Source organism: Arthrobacter sp. UYEF36, from assembly GCF_040547025.1.
In the GTDB taxonomy this organism is placed as follows: Bacteria; Actinomycetota; Actinomycetes; order Actinomycetales; family Micrococcaceae; genus Arthrobacter.
Genome location: NZ_JBEPOX010000010.1, coordinates 1 through 19,452, shown reverse-complemented (window position 1 = coordinate 19,452; position 19,452 = coordinate 1). Strand labels below are relative to the sequence as shown.

General features: G+C 68.6%; 15 protein-coding genes. 9 read left to right on the top strand and 6 right to left on the bottom strand.

Translation table 11 applies throughout. The features are described from left to right. The 5 genes from ABIB29_RS14710 to ABIB29_RS14690 all read left to right on the top strand — a co-directional run bounded on the left by ABIB29_RS14710 (nucleotide 1) and on the right by ABIB29_RS14690 (nucleotide 4,878). Entirely contained in the window at nucleotides 1-912 is a 912-nt protein-coding gene (locus tag ABIB29_RS14710; RefSeq protein WP_354173550.1) for a LysR substrate-binding domain-containing protein, read from the top strand. Nucleotides 913-989: 77 nt separating this feature from the next. After that, a complete protein-coding gene (panD, locus tag ABIB29_RS14705; RefSeq protein WP_354173549.1) occupies nucleotides 990-1,418 on the top strand; it encodes an aspartate 1-decarboxylase in 429 nt (142 codons plus the stop codon). A 132-nt stretch (nucleotides 1,419-1,550) separates the two neighbouring features. After that, entirely contained in the window at nucleotides 1,551-2,477 is a 927-nt protein-coding gene (locus tag ABIB29_RS14700; protein WP_354173548.1) for an AEC family transporter, read from the top strand. Nucleotides 2,478-2,533: 56 nt separating this feature from the next. Further along, the gene (locus ABIB29_RS14695) at nucleotides 2,534-3,664 is read left to right on the top strand and encodes an FAD-dependent oxidoreductase (RefSeq protein WP_354173547.1); all 1,131 of its coding nucleotides are present in this window, start codon (nucleotides 2,534-2,536) and stop codon (nucleotides 3,662-3,664) included. A gap of 161 nt (nucleotides 3,665-3,825) precedes the next feature. Continuing rightward, nucleotides 3,826-4,878, top strand: a complete 1,053-nt coding sequence (locus ABIB29_RS14690) for a GmrSD restriction endonuclease domain-containing protein (RefSeq protein ID WP_354173546.1) — start codon at nucleotides 3,826-3,828, stop codon at nucleotides 4,876-4,878. 32 nt (nucleotides 4,879-4,910) lie between these two features. Here ABIB29_RS14690 and ABIB29_RS14685 read toward each other — a convergent pair whose 3' ends face one another. The 3 genes from ABIB29_RS14685 to ABIB29_RS14675 form a co-directional block, all read right to left on the bottom strand. After that, nucleotides 4,911-7,538, bottom strand: coding sequence for a trehalase-like domain-containing protein (locus ABIB29_RS14685; protein ID WP_354173545.1), 2,628 nt, complete (start codon nucleotides 7,536-7,538; stop codon nucleotides 4,911-4,913). 190 nt (nucleotides 7,539-7,728) lie between these two features. Further along, nucleotides 7,729-8,718 carry an LLM class flavin-dependent oxidoreductase gene (locus ABIB29_RS14680; RefSeq protein ID WP_354173544.1) on the bottom strand — a complete coding sequence of 330 codons (990 nt, stop codon included), beginning with the start codon at nucleotides 8,716-8,718 and terminating at the stop codon, nucleotides 7,729-7,731. Nucleotides 8,719-8,857: 139 nt separating this feature from the next. Continuing rightward, nucleotides 8,858-9,667 (bottom strand): glycoside hydrolase family 25 domain-containing protein, encoded by an 810-nt coding sequence (locus ABIB29_RS14675; RefSeq protein WP_354173543.1) that lies wholly within the window; start codon nucleotides 9,665-9,667, stop codon nucleotides 8,858-8,860. 96 nt (nucleotides 9,668-9,763) lie between these two features. Between ABIB29_RS14675 and ABIB29_RS14670 the strand changes: the two genes are divergently transcribed. The 4 genes from ABIB29_RS14670 to ABIB29_RS14655 all read left to right on the top strand — a co-directional run bounded on the left by ABIB29_RS14670 (nucleotide 9,764) and on the right by ABIB29_RS14655 (nucleotide 14,204). After that, a complete protein-coding gene (locus ABIB29_RS14670) occupies nucleotides 9,764-10,633 on the top strand; it encodes an aldo/keto reductase (RefSeq protein ID WP_354173542.1) in 870 nt (289 codons plus the stop codon). 52 nt (nucleotides 10,634-10,685) lie between these two features. Continuing rightward, a complete protein-coding gene (locus tag ABIB29_RS14665) occupies nucleotides 10,686-11,387 on the top strand; it encodes a type 1 glutamine amidotransferase domain-containing protein (RefSeq protein ID WP_354173541.1) in 702 nt (233 codons plus the stop codon). Nucleotides 11,388-11,450: 63 nt separating this feature from the next. After that, nucleotides 11,451-13,139 carry a helicase HerA-like domain-containing protein gene (locus ABIB29_RS14660; protein WP_354173540.1) on the top strand — a complete coding sequence of 563 codons (1,689 nt, stop codon included), beginning with the start codon at nucleotides 11,451-11,453 and terminating at the stop codon, nucleotides 13,137-13,139. A 72-nt stretch (nucleotides 13,140-13,211) separates the two neighbouring features. Beyond that, complete coding sequence (locus tag ABIB29_RS14655; RefSeq protein WP_354173539.1) at nucleotides 13,212-14,204, top strand: hypothetical protein; 993 nt, start codon at nucleotides 13,212-13,214, stop codon at nucleotides 14,202-14,204. Nucleotides 14,205-14,333: 129 nt separating this feature from the next. Here ABIB29_RS14655 and ABIB29_RS14650 read toward each other — a convergent pair whose 3' ends face one another. The 3 genes from ABIB29_RS14650 to ABIB29_RS14640 all read right to left on the bottom strand — a co-directional run bounded on the left by ABIB29_RS14650 (nucleotide 14,334) and on the right by ABIB29_RS14640 (nucleotide 18,887). After that, nucleotides 14,334-16,295, bottom strand: a complete 1,962-nt coding sequence (locus tag ABIB29_RS14650; protein ID WP_354173538.1) for an NHL domain-containing thioredoxin family protein — start codon at nucleotides 16,293-16,295, stop codon at nucleotides 14,334-14,336. After that, nucleotides 16,292-18,454, bottom strand: coding sequence for a bifunctional copper resistance protein CopD/cytochrome c oxidase assembly protein (locus ABIB29_RS14645; RefSeq protein ID WP_502915622.1), 2,163 nt, complete (start codon nucleotides 18,452-18,454; stop codon nucleotides 16,292-16,294). The genes ABIB29_RS14650 and ABIB29_RS14645 overlap by 4 nt, the downstream gene beginning before the upstream one ends. A gap of 145 nt (nucleotides 18,455-18,599) precedes the next feature. After that, nucleotides 18,600-18,887, bottom strand: coding sequence for an HU family DNA-binding protein (locus ABIB29_RS14640; RefSeq protein WP_066436531.1), 288 nt, complete (start codon nucleotides 18,885-18,887; stop codon nucleotides 18,600-18,602). Nucleotides 18,888-19,452: the final 565 nt, after the last annotated feature.

Below are 19,452 nucleotides of genomic sequence, written 5' to 3'. Positions count from 1 at the left end.
ATGCTGGATGTCCGGCGGTTGCGCCTGTTGCGCGAACTGAAGATCCGGGGCACCCTGGCCGAGGTCGCGGAGGCGCTGCAGTACAGCCCTTCCTCGGTCTCCCAGCAGCTGGCCCTGCTGGAAAAGGAGGCCGGCGTCGAGCTGCTTCGCAAGACCGGACGCCGGGTCCAGCTCACCCCGCAGGCCGAAGTCCTGGTGGCGCACACGGCGCAGCTGCTGGAAACGCTGGAACAGGCCGAAGCTGATCTGGCGGCTTCGCTGACCACTGTGACGGGCACGGTCCGTATTGCCGTTTTCCAGTCCGCGGCGCTGGCCCTGATGCCGGACGCCCTCACCCGGATGTCGTCGCGCTATCCCGAAGTGCGGATTGAGATGACCCAGCGGGAACCCGAAACGGCACTTCATGAAACCTGGGCCCGGGACTTCGACCTGGTGATTGCCGAGCAGTACCCCGGACACGCGGCACCCCGGTATGCCGAACTCGACCGGCTCCGGCTCACCAGCGATGCGATCCGCCTCGCCGTTCCGCCGCGTTCCCCCGGCCGGCCGCCGGTAACGACCCTCACGGACACCGCCGCGCTGGCCTGGGTGATGGAACCGCGGGGGGCGGCGTCACGGCACTGGGCCGAGCAGGCCTGCCGCAGCGCCGGGTTCGAACCCGACGTCCGTTACGAGACGGCTGACCTGCAGGCCCAGATTCGGCTGATCGAATCCGGCAACGCTGTGGCCCTCATGCCGGACCTCGTCTGGACCGGGCGGGGGACGACGTCGGAACTGATCACCCTGCCGGGCGATCCGCACCGGACCATCTTCACCTCGGTCCGGCGCTCCAGCACCAGGCGCCCGGCGATCCTGGCCGCCCGGGAGATCCTGGCCGAGACTGCAGCCTCCATCCCGCCCGCCGGCCCGTGACCGGGAAGGCGGTGTGGGCCGGCGGTGTTGGCTGGCTCACAGCGCCGGCGGCGGGCCGGCGCTAGACTGGTCCCGTTATGAATCGCACAATATTCAAGTCCAAAATCCACCGCGCCACGGTCACGCACGCGGACCTCCACTATGTCGGTTCGGTCACCGTTGACCTGGATCTGCTGGAAGCGGCCGACATTCTTCCCGGCGAACTGGTGTCCATCGTTGACGTCACCAACGGCGCCCGCCTGGAGACCTATACGATTGCCGGCGAGCGCGGTTCCGGCGTCATCGGGATCAACGGCGCAGCGGCGCACCTCATGCACGAGAACGACGTCATCATTCTCATCACTTACGCCCAGATGACCACGGACGAGGCCAAGGCCTACAGCCCCAAGGTGGTCCATGTGGACAAGGACAACAAAATTGTCCAGATCGGCAACGACCCGGCGGAGGGCCATACCCCCGGGATCATGCGACCGCCGTTCGCGCTGAACAACGCCACGCTCAACTGACGCCCTCAAACCACTGACGCCTCAATCCGCTGACGTTCTTCCGCTGCAACAGGCGCCAGGCATTAATAAAGCTGATTAGTCTGGGAGGGTGACTGCCGCCTCTTCCCCGCCTTCCACTCCGCGGACCGCCGCGTGCTAGGGGTTCTGGCCGGCTTCTTTGTGGTCTGGTGCATCATCCTGGTGGGCATGTTCGTCGGCCGGCGCGGCATCCTGGGCGAGAACGCCAGGTCCGTGCTGAGCGCCCTGACATTCTTCGTCGCCAGCCCCGCCCTCCTGTTCGAGACGCTCAGCAAGGCCACACTGCACGACGTCTTCGCCGCGCCGCTCCTGGTCACAGCGGTCGGGGCCATCGCGACGGCGGCGCTCTTCTTCGTCATCGTCCGTTTCCTGCTCAAACGCTCGGTGCCGGAATCCCTGATGTCCTCCATGGGCGCCTCGCTGGCCAACTCCGCCAATCTGGGCATCCCGATCGCCGTTTTTGTCCTCGGGGACGCCAGTTACGTGGCCCCGCTGCTCATCTTCCAGCTGGCCTTCTTCACGCCGCTGTTCCTGATGGCCCTCGACGCCACCACCAGCAGCCACCGGACCACACTGTTGGGGTTCGGGATCATGATCCTGCGGAATCCGATGATCGTGGGCTCCGGCCTTGGCCTCCTGGTGGCGGGGACAGGCTGGCAGGTCCCGGAGCTGGTGATGCAGCCCATCCACCTGATCGGCGGTGCCGCGATTCCGGCCATGCTGCTTGCCTTTGGCATGAGCCTCAATGACTCCCGGCCTCTGCAGGCCTCGGCCGGCCGGCGCCTCGACACCCTGCTGGCCAGTTGCTTCAAGCTCTTCGTCCACCCGGCGCTGGCCTATGTTTTTGCCCGCTTCGCCCTCGGCATGGAGGACCAGGCCCTCTTCGCGGTCGTGGTGACCTCGGCCCTGCCCACGGCGCAGAACGTGTTCGTTGCCGCCAGCCGGTACCAGACCGGCCTCACGGTCGCCAAGGACACCGTCCTCATCACCACCATCGTCGCCGTGCCGGGCATGATCGGCGTCGCCCTGCTGCTCGCCTGACGCCCACCCCAACAAAACGCTCGCTCCTGTCAGCACCCACACCCTCCGGAGGACCCATGACCACCAGCCTGGACACCGTCGTCATTGGAGCCGGGGCCATGGGCTCGGCGGCCACCTGGGCCCTGGCCAGCCGCGGCCGGGATGTCACCCTGCTGGAGCAGTTCAGCCCCGGACACCGCAACGGCGCGTCGCACGGGGCCACCCGGAACCTTAACCCCGGCTACGCAGATCCGGACTACGTGGCCATGCTCGCCGAGGCCGTCCGGCTGTGGGACGAGCTCGAGGCTGACGGCGGTGAGCGCCTCCTGGCGCGCACCGGCGTCGTGAACCACGGCACCGACCCGCGGCTGGGCGCGGTGCGCAGCGCCCTGCTCGGGGCAGGGCTGCGGGCCGAGTTCCTGAGTGCCACGGAAGCCGCCGAACGCTGGCGCGGCATCCGGTTCGACCAGCAGGTGCTGCACATGCCCGACGGCGGGCAGCTGAATCCCGATGCCGCCCTGCCGGTGCTGCAGCGCCTCGCCGCGGTCCGCGGGGCCGACATCCGGTACCGGGTCAAGGTGCTGGATCTCGCAGTGGAGGGCGGCGGCGTCCGGCTCACGCTCGACGCCGGGGGCCGCACTGAGGTGCTGACCGCCCGGCAGGCCGTGGTCACGGCCGGGGCCTGGACTTCGAAACTGCTCGGCACGGCGGCGTCCCTCCCCAGGCTCACCGTGACGCAGGAACAGCCGGCGCACTTCGCCATTGCGGACGAGGGTGCGCTCTGGCCCGGGTTCAACCATGTTCCGGGCCAGGGTGCGGAGTTCGCCGACTGGTACTCACCGGTCTACGGCATGCAGACTCCCGGGGAGGGCATCAAGGCCGGCTGGCACGGCGTGGGGCCGGTGGTGGACCCGGACCGGAGGTCGTTCACGCCGGAGCCGGGGCAGCTGGCGGCGCTGCAACGCTACGCGCGGTCCTGGCTGCCCGGAGTGGATGCGGACTCCCTTACGGATATCAGCTGCACCTACACCACCACCGTGGACGAGAACTTCATCCTCGACCGCACCGGGCCCCTGGTGATCGGCGCGGGCTTCTCCGGCCACGGGTTCAAATTCACGCCCGTGATCGGGCGGATCCTCGCCGACCTCGCCACCGGCGAAGGTCCCGCACCGGCGATCTTCTCGGCATCCCGCCCGCGGCTCCGCTGACCCCGCGGGCAACCCTGGAGCAACGCGGGGTCAGATCGCGCCCATCCCGGCCCTCAGCATGGGCGCGATGTGACCCCGCGTTGCTGTGGACGGCGGTAGGCTGGGACCGGTCTCAAGCTGCTCCGCGGGGACCCGGGGCAACAGCATGAAGTGGGGAAGAATTGCACAGGGTCACACCACGCAACACTGCGGGATCCAGCACCGCCAGGTCCGGCGCCGTCGACTGGATCGCGGCCGGGCTGGCGGGGCTGCTGCTGGTCTCCGCCACGGCCTGCGCCAGCCCCGGGACGGCACCGGCCGCCGCGCCGGCCCCCGCCGCGAGCGCCTCTGCCCCCGCTGAGAGCTCCACCGCCCCGGCCCCCGTGGAGAGTCCCGCGCCCACCGCCGAGGGGGCCGCACCGGACCCCGTCGCCAGCAAAGCCCTGGACGTGCTGGCCACAATCCCGGTCAAGGGCCGGGCCCCGAAGACGGGTTACTCGCGCGACCAGTTCGGCCAGGCCTGGGCCGACGTCGACCGCAACGGCTGCGACACCCGCAATGACATGCTCCGTCGGGACCTGACCGATCTCGCCCTCAAGCCTGGCACCCGGGACTGCGTTGTCCTCTCCGGCATCCTGAACGACCCCTACACGGCAAGCCTGGTCAACTTCCTCCGCGGCAACAGCACCAGCGCCGCCGTGCAGATCGACCATGTCGTGGCCCTCAGCGACGCCTGGCAGAAGGGCGCCCAGCAGCTTACCGAGGCTCAGCGGCTTTCCTTCGCCAACGATCCGCTGAACCTGCTCGCGGTGGACGGCCCCACCAACCAGCAAAAGAGCGACGGCGACGCCGCCACCTGGCTGCCGCCGAACAAGTCCTACCGCTGCGACTACGTGGCCCGCCAGATCTCGGTCAAGTCCAGCTACGGGCTCTGGGTCACCCGGGCGGAACACGATGCGATGGCACGGGTCCTGGCCGGCTGCCAGGACACCACCGCCCCCGCCGGCCAGGAAGCACCGGCACCAGCCGAACCCCAGCCGGTACCCCCCGCCGCACCTGCCCCGGCCGACGCCGCACCCCCCGCCGCCCCACCCGCCGCCCCACCCGCTTCGACGGCCGTGTACTACGCGAACTGCGCCGCCGCCCGCGCCGCCGGGGCCGCTCCGCTGCGGGCCGGCCAGCCGGGCTACCGCGAGCAGATGGACGGCGACCGCGACGGCGTCGCCTGCGAATAGCGGACATTCCGCTTCAACTCCAGCGGAGCCACTTAGTTCTTCGGCAGCGCGTCCAGCAGCCGCGCGCAGCGGATGAAGCCCAGATGCGAGTACGCCTGCGGGTGGTTCCCCAGATGCGTCTCGGTGCCCGGGTCGTACTCCTCCGGCAGCAGCCCGGTGGGCCCGAACAGGTTGACCAGCTGGTCGAACAGGTCCCATGCCTCCTCGATCCGCCCCACCGCAACATAGGCCTCGATCAGCCACGTGGTGCAGATGTGGAAGCCGCCCTCCAGGCCCGGCAGGCCGTCGTCGTAACGGTAGCGGAACACGGTGGGCCCTACCCGCAGTTCCCGTTCCACCGCCGTGACAGTGTCCAGGAAACGCTGGTCGGAGACGTCCAGGAGCCCGGAGAGCCCGATATGCAGCACCGCGGCGTCCAGGTCCGGGCTGTCGTAGGCCACGGTATAGGACGCGGCACTCTCATCCCAGCCTTCGCGCAGGACTTCCTCCCTGATGATCGCCGCCGTCGGCTCCCACTCCGGAAGCGGCGTCCGGCCGTGCCGGGCGGCGGTGCGCAGCGCCCGGTCCAGCGCCACCCAGCACATCACCTTGGTGTAGATATGGTGCCGGGGTGCCCGCCGGGCTTCCCAGATTCCGTGGTCCGCCTCGTGCCAGCGGGCCAGGACGGCCGAAGCCATCTGGACCATCAGCTCCCAGTGCGCATCATCCAGCGCCCCCTGCCGCGCGCTCAGGGCATCGATCAGCTCGGCGACCGGCCCGAACACGTCCAGCTGCACCTGGTGGTCCGCGGCGTTGCCGATCCGGACCGGCCGGGACCCCGCGTAGCCGGGGAGGCTCTCGATGATGGCTTCGGTGGACAGCGGCGCCCCGGTGACCGAATACAGCGGATGCAGCCACTCCGGGCCGGGGGCATGGGCCAGGATCCGCCCCAGCCAGCCCAGGAACCCTTCCGCCTCCGACGTCGAGCCGAGGTCCACCAGCGCGTTGACCGTCATGGAGCCGTCCCGCAGCCAGCAGTACCGGTAGTCCCAGTTGCGGGTGCCGCCGATCCCCTCCGGCAGCGACGTGGTCGGCGCCGCCAGCACGGCGCCGGTGGGCTCGTGGACCAGGGCGCGGAGCACCAGGGCGGACCGGCGGACCAGGGAGGGTTTCACGGAGGGCAGCTGCAGTGCCTGCACCCAGCGCCGGGAATGATGCGCGACGGCGGCGCGGCGCGAGTTCTCCTCCGGCTGCTCCGCGCGCTGGAGTTCCGTGTCGCCGCAGCGCAGGTTCAGCACCACCGGGCCGTGCCGCAGCTCGACGTCGGCCGTGGCGGTGGCGTGGCGGCCGTCCGAAGTGATGGTGAAGCTGACGCCGGGGGCGAGCAGGATGATCGGGTCAGCGGTCCCCACGACGTGCAACTCCTCCCCCCGGGCCTCCATGCTGAAGGGCGCGTTCGCGTAGTCCGGGCGGGGCGCAAAGACTATCCGCGCCGTTCCCGTGCCCGAGAGCACCCGGACCAGGCTGGTCACCCCCTCCGGTGCCGGTTCCAGATAGTCAGTGACGGTAACGTCGGCCCAGCGGGTTTCCACGATCATGGTGCTGTCCACATAGCGCTGGCCCAGGACCTGCGAGGCCTTCACCGGCTCGACCGAAAAGTGGCCGGCCGCGTCGCCGCCGAGGAGATGCGCGAACAGGGACCCCGAGTCCGGCAGCGGATGGCTCATCCAGCAAATCTTGGCGTCCGGGGTGATCAGCGCCGTGGAGGAGCCGTTGCCGATCAGCGAATGCCGTTCCAGGCCGACGGCGTCCTCCCCGAACAGCCAGGCCCGCCGCAGTTCAAAAAGGATGGCCAGCACCCGGGCGAAGGACTCGGGGTCCCGCAGCCGGTGCGCGGCCAGCGTGGGGCCCTCCCCCACCCGCAGGGCCATGTCCGGCCCGCGCAGGGTCGCCATTGCCAGCTCATCACTGGCCGCGTCCCCCGCGTATAGGGCGGCACTGACGCCGAGCATGGAGCGCAGGTGTTCCAGGGCGGTGGCCTTGGCCGGTTCCACCACGGACAGGTCCAGCACCGAACCGTCCACGATGAAGGACAGCCCGTGCGCCCGGGCGATGGCCTCCGCTTGCTCGATGGCCAGCGCAACGACGTCGGGGGCTGCCGGGCGGGTGTGCACTGACACGGCGACGGGCTTCCGCTCGATCGTGATGCCGCGGTAGGCGCCCACAGTTTCGGCGAGCGCCTGGCTGGCCTGCTGGAGCACGGACTCGGTGGCCAGGGACAGTCCGTGGGCGTAGCCCATGTCAAACTCGGCGCCGTGCGAACCGACCAGGTGCACCTCGGCCGGAAGCCGCGAGACGGCGGCCAGGTCGCGCAGGGAACGCCCCGAGATGACGGCAGCGTGGGTGTTCGGCAGGGCAGCCAGCGCCCGGAGGGCAATCGCGGCGCTGCCCAGCGGAAGCGTTTCGGTGGAGATGCCTTCCGCGGCGCACAGGGTACCGCCGTAGTTGCAGGCCACGAGCAGCCCGGGGGTGCGGGCCAGGATCTTGAGTTCGGCCAGCAGCTGCGGCGTCAGCCCGTCGTCGGCGGCGTTGGTCTGCACAAAGGCGCGGAGCAGACCCAGCGGCAGGGATTTCGTCAGGAGGGCAGAATCGGCCAGGGACTGGTTCAGCGGAGTGGGCATGCGTGGAGTCCTTCGAGTAGTCCCCAATGCCTGCGTGAGACCGTCCGTGGAGGACGTACTTAAAGTATCCTCCCGGCCGATTTCCCGCGGGTGTCCCCGCGGTTGCGGCTATGTAACATCCGCAACCTCCGGCACGGGCAGGCCAACCGATGTACAGCAACACGCATGGCGCAGACGGACCCCGTGGCGCCTAGACCCGGACCAGCCCGGCGACGTCGGCCAGCAGCTGCACCGACCGCAGCCGGGCCTCGGTGCCGGTGCTCTGGTGCGCGACGATAAGCTCGTCGGCGTCGGCGTGGGCAGTGAATTCCTCCAGGTATTCCAGCACGGCGTCCGGGGTGCCCACGGCGGAGTACTTCATCATCTGGGCCACGTGCTGGCCCTGCGGCGAGTCCAGGATCATGTCCGCCTCGTCGTCGCTGAACTCCCGGCCGTTGCCGAAGAACAGCGAGACGCGGGCGCGTTTGGTGGCGTGGAACATTTCCTGCGCCTCGGCCGCGGAATCCGCCGCGATCACGTTGACGCCGGCGATCACATGCGGGGCGTCCAGCTGCGCGGACGGCTGGAAGTCGCGGCGGTAGATCGCGACGGCGTCCTGCAGCGCGTTTGGCGCGAAATGCGAGGCGAAGGCGTAGGGCAGGCCCAGCTGCGCGGCGAGCTTGGCGCCGAAGAGCGAGGATCCCAGGATGTACAGCGGCACGTCGGTGCCCTTGCCCGGGGTGGCCTCCACACCTTGAATGCGGGTGGGGCCGGTCAGGTACCCCTGGAGTTCCAGTACATCCTGCGGGAAGCTGTCCGAGGACATCGGGTCGCGGCGCAGGGCCCTCAGCGTGTTCTGGTCGCTTCCGGGCGCCCGGCCCAGGCCCAGGTCGATCCGGCCCGGGTGAAGGGTTTCAAGGGTGCCGAACTGCTCGGCGATAGTCAGCGGCGAGTGGTTGGGCAGCATCACGCCGCCGGCGCCGAGACGGATACTCTCGGTCTGCGCGGCGACATGGGCGATCAGCACACTGGTGGCCGAGGAGGCGATCGCCGACATGTTGTGGTGCTCGGCGTACCAGACCCGCCGGTAGCCCAGCCTCTCGGCAAGCTGCGCCATCGCGACGCTCCCCGCCAGGCTCTCTGCCGCCGTCTGGCCCTTGCCGATGGTTGCCAGGTCAAGGATGGAATGCGGAACAGTCACGGAAAAGCCGGCCTTTCGTAGCGGGAAGTCTGAGGTGCCACGCCGCATCCCGGCTTGGGCACACTGTCGACAACGACGCCGGGCTCCGGGTTATTTCTGCCTCAGCTGTGGCGCTCCCCATGTAGCAGCCGGTGGCGGCTCAGGGGCACGAGTAGTTGTAGTCCAGCCCGCCGGAGACGTACTGCGTCAGGGCGACGCGGCTGCCGGGGGTGAGCGCCGCCCAAGAGCAGTGGGACTTGGCACCCGTCAGCGACCTCGCTCCCGCCAGCCAACTGGGCAAGCCTGCGAGGGGGCTGCTGGCCTCTACGGTGCCGGCAATCTGGCTCCACTGGTAGCCGGTGGAATACAGGCCGACTTTGGCGTTGATGCCGGTGAAGTAATCGGTCATGCCTTCGAGGACCGCAACATTGGCCGCCTTATCCGGCTGCCAGCTGTTTTCGGTCTCCACGTCCAGCCACCACAGGTAGTTCTCCGGATTCTCGACCCCGCGGATGGTGGCGTCGTCGTAGGCCTTCGCGTAGCCGTACATATAGGAGCAGGCCCGGAAGTCGTTTGCCCCGCTGCCGCACACACCGTACGGGTTGGGCACGTCAACGCCGCCGTACTGGTTGGAACTGGGCCACCACGAACCCTGCAGGCCGGGGTTGGCCGTATTGACGTACAGCGCCACTCGAGGCTGCGCGGTGAGCGCCGGGGACGGGGCGGTGTCTGCCCAGGCGAGCTGGGTTGCCAGGCACGGGTTGGTGGTGTTGGCGAGGCCGTTATTCACCCCCACGATGGCGAACGCCGGCTGCTTGGGAAGGGTCTTGCCGCACTGGGGCCAGGACACGTCGATGCCGACCGGCTCGGCATTTCGGGGCGGGGCAGCCGCGGCCGGCCCTCCACCCAGCAGTAGCAGGCCCAGCGTGACTGCGGCGGAAACAACTTTTTTCAATACCCGGGTGGCCATACCCCAGCTTACTTCCGGGCCCTGCCCCGTGTCGGGAAACCCGCCGTGCGGGCCCGCGGTTGGAATACTCAGCAGGCTGAGGGAGTTGCCGCCCCTATGAGCCATGACACCTCACAGCATCCGGAAACATCCGCCACGATCGATCTCAAGGACCTGGGAACCGTCCACCGTCTGGGATTCGGGGCCATGCGCATTGTCGGGGACGGCGTCTGGGGCGAGCCTGCGGACCGCAAGGCCGCCATCGCCGTCGTCCGCCGTGCCGTCGAACTCGGCGTCGATTTCATTGACACCGCCGATTCCTACGGGCCGAACATCAGCGAGGAGATCCTTGCCGAGGCCCTGCACCCCTACAAGGACGGTCTGCGGATCGCCACCAAAGTCGGCTTCACGCGCACCGGTCCCCATGAATGGGTGCCGCTGGGCCGCGCCGAATACCTCCGGCAGCAGACCGAGCTGAGCCTGCGCAAGCTCAAGGTCGACGCGCTCGACCTGCTGCAGCTGCACCGGATCGACCCCAAGGTGGATCCGGAGGAGCAGTTCACCGTGCTTCGTGACCTGCAGAAGGAGGGCAAGGTGAAGGCGCTGGGCCTGTCCCAGGTCAGCGTCGCAGAACTCGAGGAGGCCGGGAAGTTCTTCACCGTCGCCACCGTGCAGAACCGCTACAACCTCACCGACCGCAGCTCCGAGGACGTGCTCAACTACGCCGAGGAGAACGGGATCGGTTTCATCCCCTGGGCGCCGATCTCCGCCGGCGAGCTGGCTCAGCCCGGCGGGCCGCTGGATGCGGCCGCCCAGCGGCTCGGCGCCACCACGTCGCAGGTGGCCCTGGCCTGGCTGCTGCGCCGCTCCCCCGCCATAATGCCGATCCCCGGCACCGGCTCGGTCCAGCACCTCGAAGAGAACCTGGCCGCTGCCGGCATCGTCCTGGATGACACCACCTTCGCCGAACTCGAAGCCGCCCGCTAGAACCCCCTACTCACCACCGCCGGCCGCGTGGCCGGCAGAACAGGAGCCTCACATGGCTAGCATTCTGATGGTTGTATCCGCCGCCGATTCCCTCACCATGCGTGACGGCAGCGAACACCCCACCGGTTACTGGGCCGAGGAGCTGGTGGTTTCGCACCAGCTCCTCCGCAACGCCGGACACACCGTCCACATCGCCACGCCCGGCGGCGCGAAGCCCACGGTGGACGAGGTGAGCCTGGCGGCCGAGTCCGCCGGCGGCCAGGACCGCGCCGACAGCTTCCGTACGTACCTCGCCGAGATCGACGCCGAGCTGTCCGCGCCACTCGCGCTGGCCGACGTCGACCCCTCCGGCTACGACGCGATCGTCCTGCCGGGCGGCCACGGCCCGATGACCGACCTCTACCGGGACGCCGCCCTCGGCAGGATCCTGGTGGCGGCGAACACGGCCGGCAAGATCATCGCCCCGTTCTGCCATGGCCCGGCCGGCCTGCTGAGCGCGACGGACGACGCCGGTGCGTTCGCCTTCGCGGGACGCCGCCTCACCGTTTTCACCAACGAGGAGGAACTGGGCGGAGGTACCGGCCCCAACACGCCGTGGTTCGTGGAGGACGTGCTCAAGGACAAGGGCGCGGTCGTCGAGAACGCCGCCGCGTGGAGCTCCCATGTGGTGCGCGACGGCAACCTGATCAGCGGCCAGAACCCGCAGTCCAGCGAGGACGTGGCGAAGGAAGTCCTCAAGGCCCTCGCCGACTAGCACCGCCGCAACACCACCTGCCGAAGCCGGGTCCGGGTTGCCGGGCCCGGCTAAGCTGTCCGCATGGCCATCAAATCCACCGCAGACAAAGTCGCCACCATCCAGAAGGGGTACACCCTCGAGGGACCCACGATTGAGCTCGGCGCCGCGATCGTCGACGGCGAAGTCCACAAGGATGCCCCCGTCCGGCTGCCGCTGGCCATGATGAACCGCCACGGGCTGGTGGCCGGGGCAACCGGCACGGGCAAGACCGTCACCCTGCATATGATGGCCGAACAGCTCTCAGCTGCCGGGGTCCCGGTGTTCCTGGCGGATATCAAGGGCGATCTGTCCGGGCTGGCCACGGCCGCCACGGGCAGCGAAAAACTGATGGACCGCACGGCAGGGATCGGCCAGCCCTGGACCGGCAAGACGTTCCCCGTGGAGTTCCTGGCCCTGGGCGGCGACGGCAACGGCATCCCGGTCCGCGCCACCGTCACCTCCTTCGGCCCGATCCTGCTCTCCCGCGTCATGGAGCTCAACGACACGCAGGAATCGAGCCTGCAGCTGGTCTTCCACTTCGCGGACAAGAACAACCTCGAACTGATCGACCTGAAGGACCTGCGCGCCGTCATCCAGTTCCTCACCTCCGCGGAAGGAAAGGACGAGCTCCAGGATCTCGGCGGCCTGTCGAAGTCGACAGCCGGCGTGATCCTCCGTGAACTCATCACGCTCGAGGCGCAGGGCATGGAAAAATTCTTCGGTGAACCCGAGTTCGACACCGCCGAACTGATGCGCACCGCCCCGGACGGGCGCGGCGTCATCACCTGCCTGGAGCTGCCGACCCTGCAGACCAAGCCGATGCTGTTCTCCACCTTCCTGATGTGGCTGCTGGCCGACTTGTTCGATGACCTGCCCGAGGCCGGCGACCTGGACAAGCCGAAACTGGTGTTCTTCCTGGACGAGGCCCACCTGCTCTTCAACGGCGCCTCAAAGGCGTTCCTGGACGCCATCACCACCACCGTGCGGCTGATCCGGTCCAAGGGCGTCGGCATCTTCTTCGTCACCCAGACCCCCAAGGATGTCCCCGCGGAGGTCCTCGGGCAGCTCGCCAACCGGGTGCAGCACGCCCTCCGTGCCTACACGCCGGAGGATGCCAAGGCACTCAAAGCCACCGTCTCCACGTTCCCGATGAGCGACTACGATCTCGAAGAAACCCTCACCTCCGCCGGGATCGGCGAGGCCGTCATCACCGTCATGAACGAGAAGGGCGCCCCGACGCCGGTCGCCCTCACCCGCCTGCGCGCGCCGGAATCCGTGATGGGCCCCAGCGCCGACGCCCTGATCTCCAGCACCGTGGCGGGCTCGGCGTTGCTGCCCAAGTACGGCACCGCCGTCGACAACGTCTCCGCCTACGAGAAGATCTCCGGGAAGGCCGCGGCGGACACCGGCGCGGCGGCCCCCGCTCCGGCCGCCGGCACCTCCGACGTCGACGCCGAGGCGCGCCGGATCGAGGAGGAGATCCTGGGCCGCCCCAGCAGCCGGCCCGCTGCGGCACCCGGCCGCCAGAAGCCGAGTCAGGAGTCCCGCCAGGAACCCCGGCAGCCGCAACGGCAGCCGGCGGACGACGGCGGCATGGCCGGAGACCTTGCCGGGGCCCTGGGCGGCGCCCTCGGCGGCGGGCTCAAGAGCATGGCCCGCTCGCTCGGGACCCAGCTCGGCCGCGAACTGCTGCGCGGAGTCTTCGGCACCGCACCCAAGCGCCGCCGCTAGGCGGACCTGTCACATGGGGTCCACGTGACAAGGGGATTCCTGTGGGGTGCAGGTAACGTAAGGTAAGTGCAAATGAGTCAGGCGTTGGTCAGGATCGCAGCCGCGTGGCTGCTGGTCCTCATGCTTGCCGTGGCCGGAGGCATCGTCGCGGTCAACGTCGTGAACAACACCCTGGCCAGCCCGCAGCAGCCTGTCCGTGAATATCTCGATGCCCTGCAGAAGGGCGAAGGCGAGAAAGCCCTCGGCCTGCTGCGCGCTTCCGTTCCCCAAAGCAACGCCGCCATGCTGGACGGCACGGCGCTGCAGACCGCCACCGCCCGGATCAGCGGCATCAAGTACGGCGAGGCCGAGGACCGCGGCAACAACCAGGTCATGGTGCCGATCGACTACACGATTGACGGCAGCGAGCTTCGGACCGAGTTCCTGCTGGAGAGGTCCGGCACTGAATGGCTGTTCTTCCACACATGGGCCATTGTTCCCGCCGCACTTCCAGTCCTTGACGTCACGGTGGTCAACGCCAGCGAGGCCACCCTCAACGGGGTCCCGGTGAACATGCCCAACGGCCGCAACTCCTTCGCCGTCTTTTACCCCGGCGAGTACGAGGCCTCCCTGGCCGGTGAGTACTTTTCCGCCGCAGCCACCACGGCCACAGTGCCCGGCCGGGAGCTCCCCGTGGCACCGCTGAACCTGATGACGGAAGCCACCGATGGGCTGAAGGAGGCGGTGGGCAGCAAGGTGAACGAGTTCCTGGACACCTGCGCCGACACCGCCGACAAGGAGCAGAAACTCCAGCCGGACTGCCCGTTTTACCACACCACCAACAACCGGGTCATAGACGGCACCATCGACTGGAGCATCAGCGAGTACCCCACCATCAGCATCGAACCTTTCGGCGGACGCTGGGTCGTGGCACCCCTGAACGGCAAAGCGCGGATCGAGGCCCAGCAGGTGGATCTGTTCACTGGGGCCGTGACGTATGTCAACAACGTCCACGATTTCAGCTTCACCACGCGCCTGGACATCGACGCAGACACCGTCAAAGTGACCCCGCTCCTGAGCTACTAATCCCGCGGACCAGCGGCAAGGGGCCTGGGGCGCGGGGGGCGGGGCCAGGGCCCGGTTAAAACCAAAAGGCTGCTGTCCGTGACACCGAGGTCACGAACAGCAGCCAAAAGCGGGCACCTTCGGCGGAGGTCAGTCCATTCCGCGCAGGTCCAGCACCAGCTCGGTGTCGCCGTCGGCCTGCAGCAGCACCGGGATGCCCCAGTCCTGCTGGTACAGGTGGCACGCGGCGTGGTCCGGGATCTCTCCGTCCGCGTCCTCCGGGCCGTCGCAGGCAGCGGCGCGGGCGGTGATGTGCAGCACGCCCTCGGGCACGTCGGCGGCGAGTTCCAGGGTGCGGAGCAGTCCCACCGACGTTCCGCCGCCGGCCAGCAGCAGTTCCGGCGGGGTGGAGGAGATCTTCAGCTGGGTCGGGTCGCCCCAGCGGTCGTCCAGTTTCTGGCCCGTCGGCGCGGTGAAGCGGACCGTCAGCTCCAGCAGCCCGGGGGCCACGGGGCTCTTGGGCCGGTGGGTCTGGACCGCGCCCTCGTCCACCTGCTGCGCTTCCTTGGGAATCGGCACATAGACCAGCTGGTGCTTGTTCGCCTCGACCACCACCAGCAGGGGCTCGGCGCCGGCAACGTGGGTGTGGTCCACAATGACGTCGGAGGGCTCGGACAGCCCGCGCGCCAGGGTGGAGACCGTGCCCGAGGAGGGATCATAGCGGCGGACGGCGCCGTTGTACGTGTCGGCGATCGCCACCGAGCCGTCCGGCAGGACGGTGACACCGAGCGGGTGCTGCAGCCGGGCCTCGGAGGCCTCCCCGTCGCGGAAGCCGAAATCGAACAGGCCCTTGCCGACGGCGGATTCAACGGTGATGGCGCCGCCGTCGTCGATTACGAGCTTGCGCAGCGCCGAGGTTTCGGAGTCCGCCACCCAGATGTTGCCGTCGGCGTCCTCGGCGAGGCCGGAGGACTGGGCGAACCACGCTTCCTCGGCCGGGCCGTCGAGCAGGCCCTCAAGGCCGTTGCCGGCGATGATGGACACGGCGCCGGAGCGCGGGTCGAAGCTGAAGATCTGGTGCACGCCGGCCATCGCGACGACGACGGCGTGCAGTTTGGTGGACCAGACCACGTCCCAGGGCGAGCTGAGGGAAACCTGCAGCGGATCCGCCTCCAGCCGGGCACCGTACGCGGCGCCTTCTTCGTCCACCCGGGCCGGTCCCGTCTCCAGGAGCCGCTGCACACCGTTGCCGGCCAGGGTCCTGACTGATCCGTCCGCAAGGGACAGCCCACGCAGGCGGTGGTTCACGGAGTCTGCAATGACGACGTCGTAGCCGGTCTCGGCGGCGACGTCTTCCGGGAGCAGCACCAGGCCCTGCGGTTCGTTGAAGCGTGCCGAGGCGGCATTGCCGTCGGCATGGCCCTTGTCGCCGGAGCCGTAGGTGGCCAGCACGGTCTGGAAGTCGGTGGAGAGCTCCACGAGGCGGTGGTGCCCGGTGTCAGTGACAAGCCAGGACCCCGCCTCTGAAGCGCTTCCGACGCCGCGTCCGGCCGGGAGGAAGAGGGCCTTGCCGGGGAACCGCAGGGTGCCCGACGTGGGCTCCGGCGCCACATAGGGCCCGTCGCCGCGGTGCAGGGTGCCCTTGGCCTCGTGCTCGGCGATCAACTCCGGGATCAGCACGGCGAGGCCGTCGGCGTGGCCTTCACCGGAGAGGTGCGCCACGATGTAGCCCTCGGGGTCGATGACGACCAGCGTGGGCCAGGCGCGTGCCGTGTACGCCTTCCAGGTGTCCAGCTCAGGATCGTCCAGGACCGGGTGGCGGATCTCGTAGCGTTCGACGGCGGCGGCCAGGGCCACCGGATCCGCCTCGTGCTCGAACTTGGGCGAGTGCACGCCGACCGTCACGAGGACGTCGGAGTACTGCTGCTCGAGCGGGCGGAGTTCGTCCAGCACGTGCAGGCAGTTGATGCAGCAGAAGGTCCAGAAGTCGAGCAGCACAATCTTGCCGCGCAGGGATTCCAGGTCCAGGGACTTTCCTCCGGTGTTGAGCCAGTTGCGGCCCACCAGTTCGGAGGCCCGGACCCGGAGGTGGGTGCGTACGGTTTCGGTCATGAGCGTCCTTCCAGCTTTGAGTTGCGTTCGGCCAGCCGGGCATCACGCTCGGCCAGCTTGGCAAACATATCGTTGTAAGCGGTGAGATCGGCGTCGTTATTCCTGTCCGCCGCCCGGTCGGTGCGCTTGGACTCGCGCGCATCGGACCGGGACCACATGACGGCGACGCCGATCGCCACCAGCAGCGTGGGCACTTCGCCGATACCCCAGGCCACGGCGCCGCCCATCTGCTGGTCCAGCAGGGCTGACGGGCCCCAGGTCCGGCCGAGGTTGCCGAAGTAATCCGCGGCCAGCAGCCCGGTGCCGCCCATGATCGCGACGCCGAAGAACGCGTGGAAACCCATCGTGGCCAGCAGGAGCAGCAGCCGCATGGGGTAGGGCGCGCGCCGTGGCAGCGGGTCGGTGCCGATCATGGTGAGCACAAAGATGTAACCGGTGAGTGCAAAGTGCAGGTTCATCAGCTCATGGCCGATGTGGTCCCGCATCGCGTAGCCGAAGGCGTCCGAGTAGTAGAACAGCACGATCGAGCCGGCGAAGTTGGCGGCGGCGAACAGCGGATGCGTCACCAGCTGGGAGAACTTCGAGTGGATGACGATCAGCAGCCACTCGCGCGGGCCGCGGGAGCTGTCACGGCGCGCCGTGAGCGCACGAAGGGCCAGCGTCACGGGGGCGCCAAGGACCAGGAAGATGGGGGCCACCATGGTCAGCGCCATGTGGTCCACCATGTGCGCCGAGAACAGTACCCGGCCGTAGACCGCCGGCGGACCGGAGGTCACGTACGTCAGGACGCCGAGTCCGATCACCCAGTTGACGGCCCGGAACCAGGACCAGGAGTCCCCGCGCCGGAGGACCTTTCGCATGCCGAGTACGTATGCCACGAGGCCAAATACCGCGACGGCGACCCAGAGCCAGTCCGGGCGCCATTCAGTCAGCCAGCGTTCCGGCGTCAGTTCCGGCGGCAGTTCGTAGCCGGAGATGATGAAGGCCGGGGATGCGTCCGGCGCCAGCGCCTGCTCCTGCGGCGGCGCCGAGCGGCCGAGCGCAACGGCGACGCCCGACGTCGCCCCCATGATCAGCAGCTCCGCAACAACGAGCTGCCAGAGCACGCGGCGGGCGGACAGCCCCCGGCCTTGGCTGCCCAGCTGTGGGATGACCCAGCTCCGGTGCATCAAGCCGATGCCACCAAGGACGAGGGTGGCCGCTGCTTTGGCCAGGATCAGCTGCCCGTAGGCCGAGCCGAAGAGGTCGTTCCAGGACGTGAGGCGGATGCTGGAATTGATCACCCCCGAGGCGAAGACGAGGGCGAAGGCGAAGCCGGCCAGGGAGGAGAAACGCCGGAACGTCGGCTCGGTGATATCAGGGCGGCTGCCGGACTTAGGGCCGGACCCGGCGCCTCCCAAGATGCCGGAAAGCAGGGCTAGCGTGATGATGCCGCCGACCCAGGCCGATACCCCGACCAGGTGCAGGCCGAGCGAGTTGATGGCGCCTTCGTGGTCGGCGGAGCTGGCGGAGTGTCCAATCAGCGCCGACGGGACGAGCCCGATGAGGGACAGCACAAGGGTTGCCGCCAAAGCGCCCTGGGAACGGACACCAAACAATGCCGTGGTGACCACGGCGGCGATAATGACGACGGCCAGCCACGCGCGGCCGGTCTCGATGTCCGTCATGAAATAAACCAAGGAACGGGTGAACTCCGCGTCCCCGGAGATCCCCTGGCCGGCGATATCCGAGTAGCTCAGCACCAGCACGGCAATCGCTGACAGCGTCCAGACGGCTCCGGCGGCGGCGGCGATCGCCAGTGTCCGGGTGAAGGCCGGATGCTCGGGGACGTCCCTGTCCTTGGACCGGGAGCCGGCAAGGGTGCGGGGCAGGATTCCGACGGCGAAGAGCAAGGCGCCTATCACTGTGGCCAGGGCAGTGTTATGCACCGCCTTGCTGACCGGCAAGCCCCAGCGGACCAGGGCGCCCGGGTCGGAGACCTCGCGGGCGGCTGCGGCGCCGGAGAACACCAACGCGGCAACAAGCCCCAGGAACAGGGTTGCAAGGCCAGCGAACAACCACGGCCGGGAGATCACTCCGGAGCCCGCAACGGCGCCCCGCGGTCCCCCTGTCGGGGTGGGAGCGGCGGCGGTGGTACGAGGATTTGCTGCGGAAGGCACAGTTCCATTGTCCGCTACGCCCCGCCTGCCCGCCGAATCGAGCGATACCAGCCAGCTGCCTGGGCGCTGCGACCGGACGCATCAGTTAACGAAAAAGGAGCGGCGACCCAGAGGGTCGCCGCTCCTTTCAAGCGTTCGCAGAAGATTACTTCTTCTTGGAGACCGCAGCCTTCAGCTTCGAGCCGGCGGTCAGCTTCACGCTGTGGCCTGCGGCGATCTGGATGGTCTCGCCGGTCTGCGGGTTGCGGCCGGTGCGGGCTGCGCGGTCGGTGCGCTCAACTGCAAGCCAGCCCGGGATGGTGATCTTTTCGCCCGCGGCGACAGAGGTCTCGAAGACCTCGAACATCGCATCCAGCACGGAGTTGACGGCTGCCTGGCTGGTGCCGGCCTTGCCTGCTACCTCTGCAACAAGTTCACTACGGTTCTTAGCCATTTATGTCCTCCTGGACGGTCATGATTTCTGGAGCCTGCACACGGCATGCGCACAAGCCACTGTTCGAAAACTTACCAGCTTGCCGCCGCCGAGGTGGCAAATTCCGCGTGTTTTCGGCCTTTTTTGGGGAAAAACCCGGGAATCGGCGCCTTTCGGGGCATTATTTCGCCGTCAGCGGACGCCCCCTCAGCTAGGGCGTGGTCGGAGCTGATGCTCCCTCAGTTCCTGCGTGATCCGGGGCAGCGCTCCCGGACTCCCTTGGAGCCCGACGACGGCGGCCTCCCGCCGCTGCGGGGCCACACAGGCCCGTCTGATGCCACTGAGCTCCAGCGCGGCCGGCAAGGGAACTTGGGAAGCTGGATTGTGCACTACGAGGTGAGGGCAGGCGGGGGTTGTGCGCCGGTGGCCGGCGGCTGTTCCGGAACCGGTGGCTGCGGGAGGTGGGGAAGCATGCTCCACCCTGATTCACCGTTAAATGCGGGAGAGCCCCGACCGTGTGGTTGGGGCTCTCGACCGTTTAATGATGTTCCGGCGGTGACCTACTCTCCCACACCCTCCCGGGTGC

Bases quoted from the DNA above. Each gene is read 5' to 3' on its own strand.
- ABIB29_RS14675 (WP_354173543.1), bottom strand. From the start codon at position 9,667: ATGGCCACCCGGGTATTGAAAAAAGTTGTTTCCGCCGCAGTCACGCTG.
- ABIB29_RS14695 (WP_354173547.1), top strand. From the start codon at position 2,534: ATGACCACCAGCCTGGACACCGTCGTCATTGGAGCCGGGGCCATGGGC.
- ABIB29_RS14640 (WP_066436531.1), bottom strand. From the start codon at position 18,887: ATGGCTAAGAACCGTAGTGAACTTGTTGCAGAGGTAGCAGGCAAGGCC.
- ABIB29_RS14655 (WP_354173539.1), top strand. From the start codon at position 13,212: ATGAGTCAGGCGTTGGTCAGGATCGCAGCCGCGTGGCTGCTGGTCCTC.
- panD (WP_354173549.1), top strand. From the start codon at position 990: ATGAATCGCACAATATTCAAGTCCAAAATCCACCGCGCCACGGTCACG.
- ABIB29_RS14650 (WP_354173538.1), bottom strand. From the start codon at position 16,295: ATGACCGAAACCGTACGCACCCACCTCCGGGTCCGGGCCTCCGAACTG.
- ABIB29_RS14670 (WP_354173542.1), top strand. From the start codon at position 9,764: ATGAGCCATGACACCTCACAGCATCCGGAAACATCCGCCACGATCGAT.
- ABIB29_RS14710 (WP_354173550.1), top strand. From the start codon at position 1: ATGCTGGATGTCCGGCGGTTGCGCCTGTTGCGCGAACTGAAGATCCGG.
- ABIB29_RS14660 (WP_354173540.1), top strand. From the start codon at position 11,451: ATGGCCATCAAATCCACCGCAGACAAAGTCGCCACCATCCAGAAGGGG.
- ABIB29_RS14665 (WP_354173541.1), top strand. From the start codon at position 10,686: ATGGCTAGCATTCTGATGGTTGTATCCGCCGCCGATTCCCTCACCATG.
- ABIB29_RS14685 (WP_354173545.1), bottom strand. From the start codon at position 7,538: ATGCCCACTCCGCTGAACCAGTCCCTGGCCGATTCTGCCCTCCTGACG.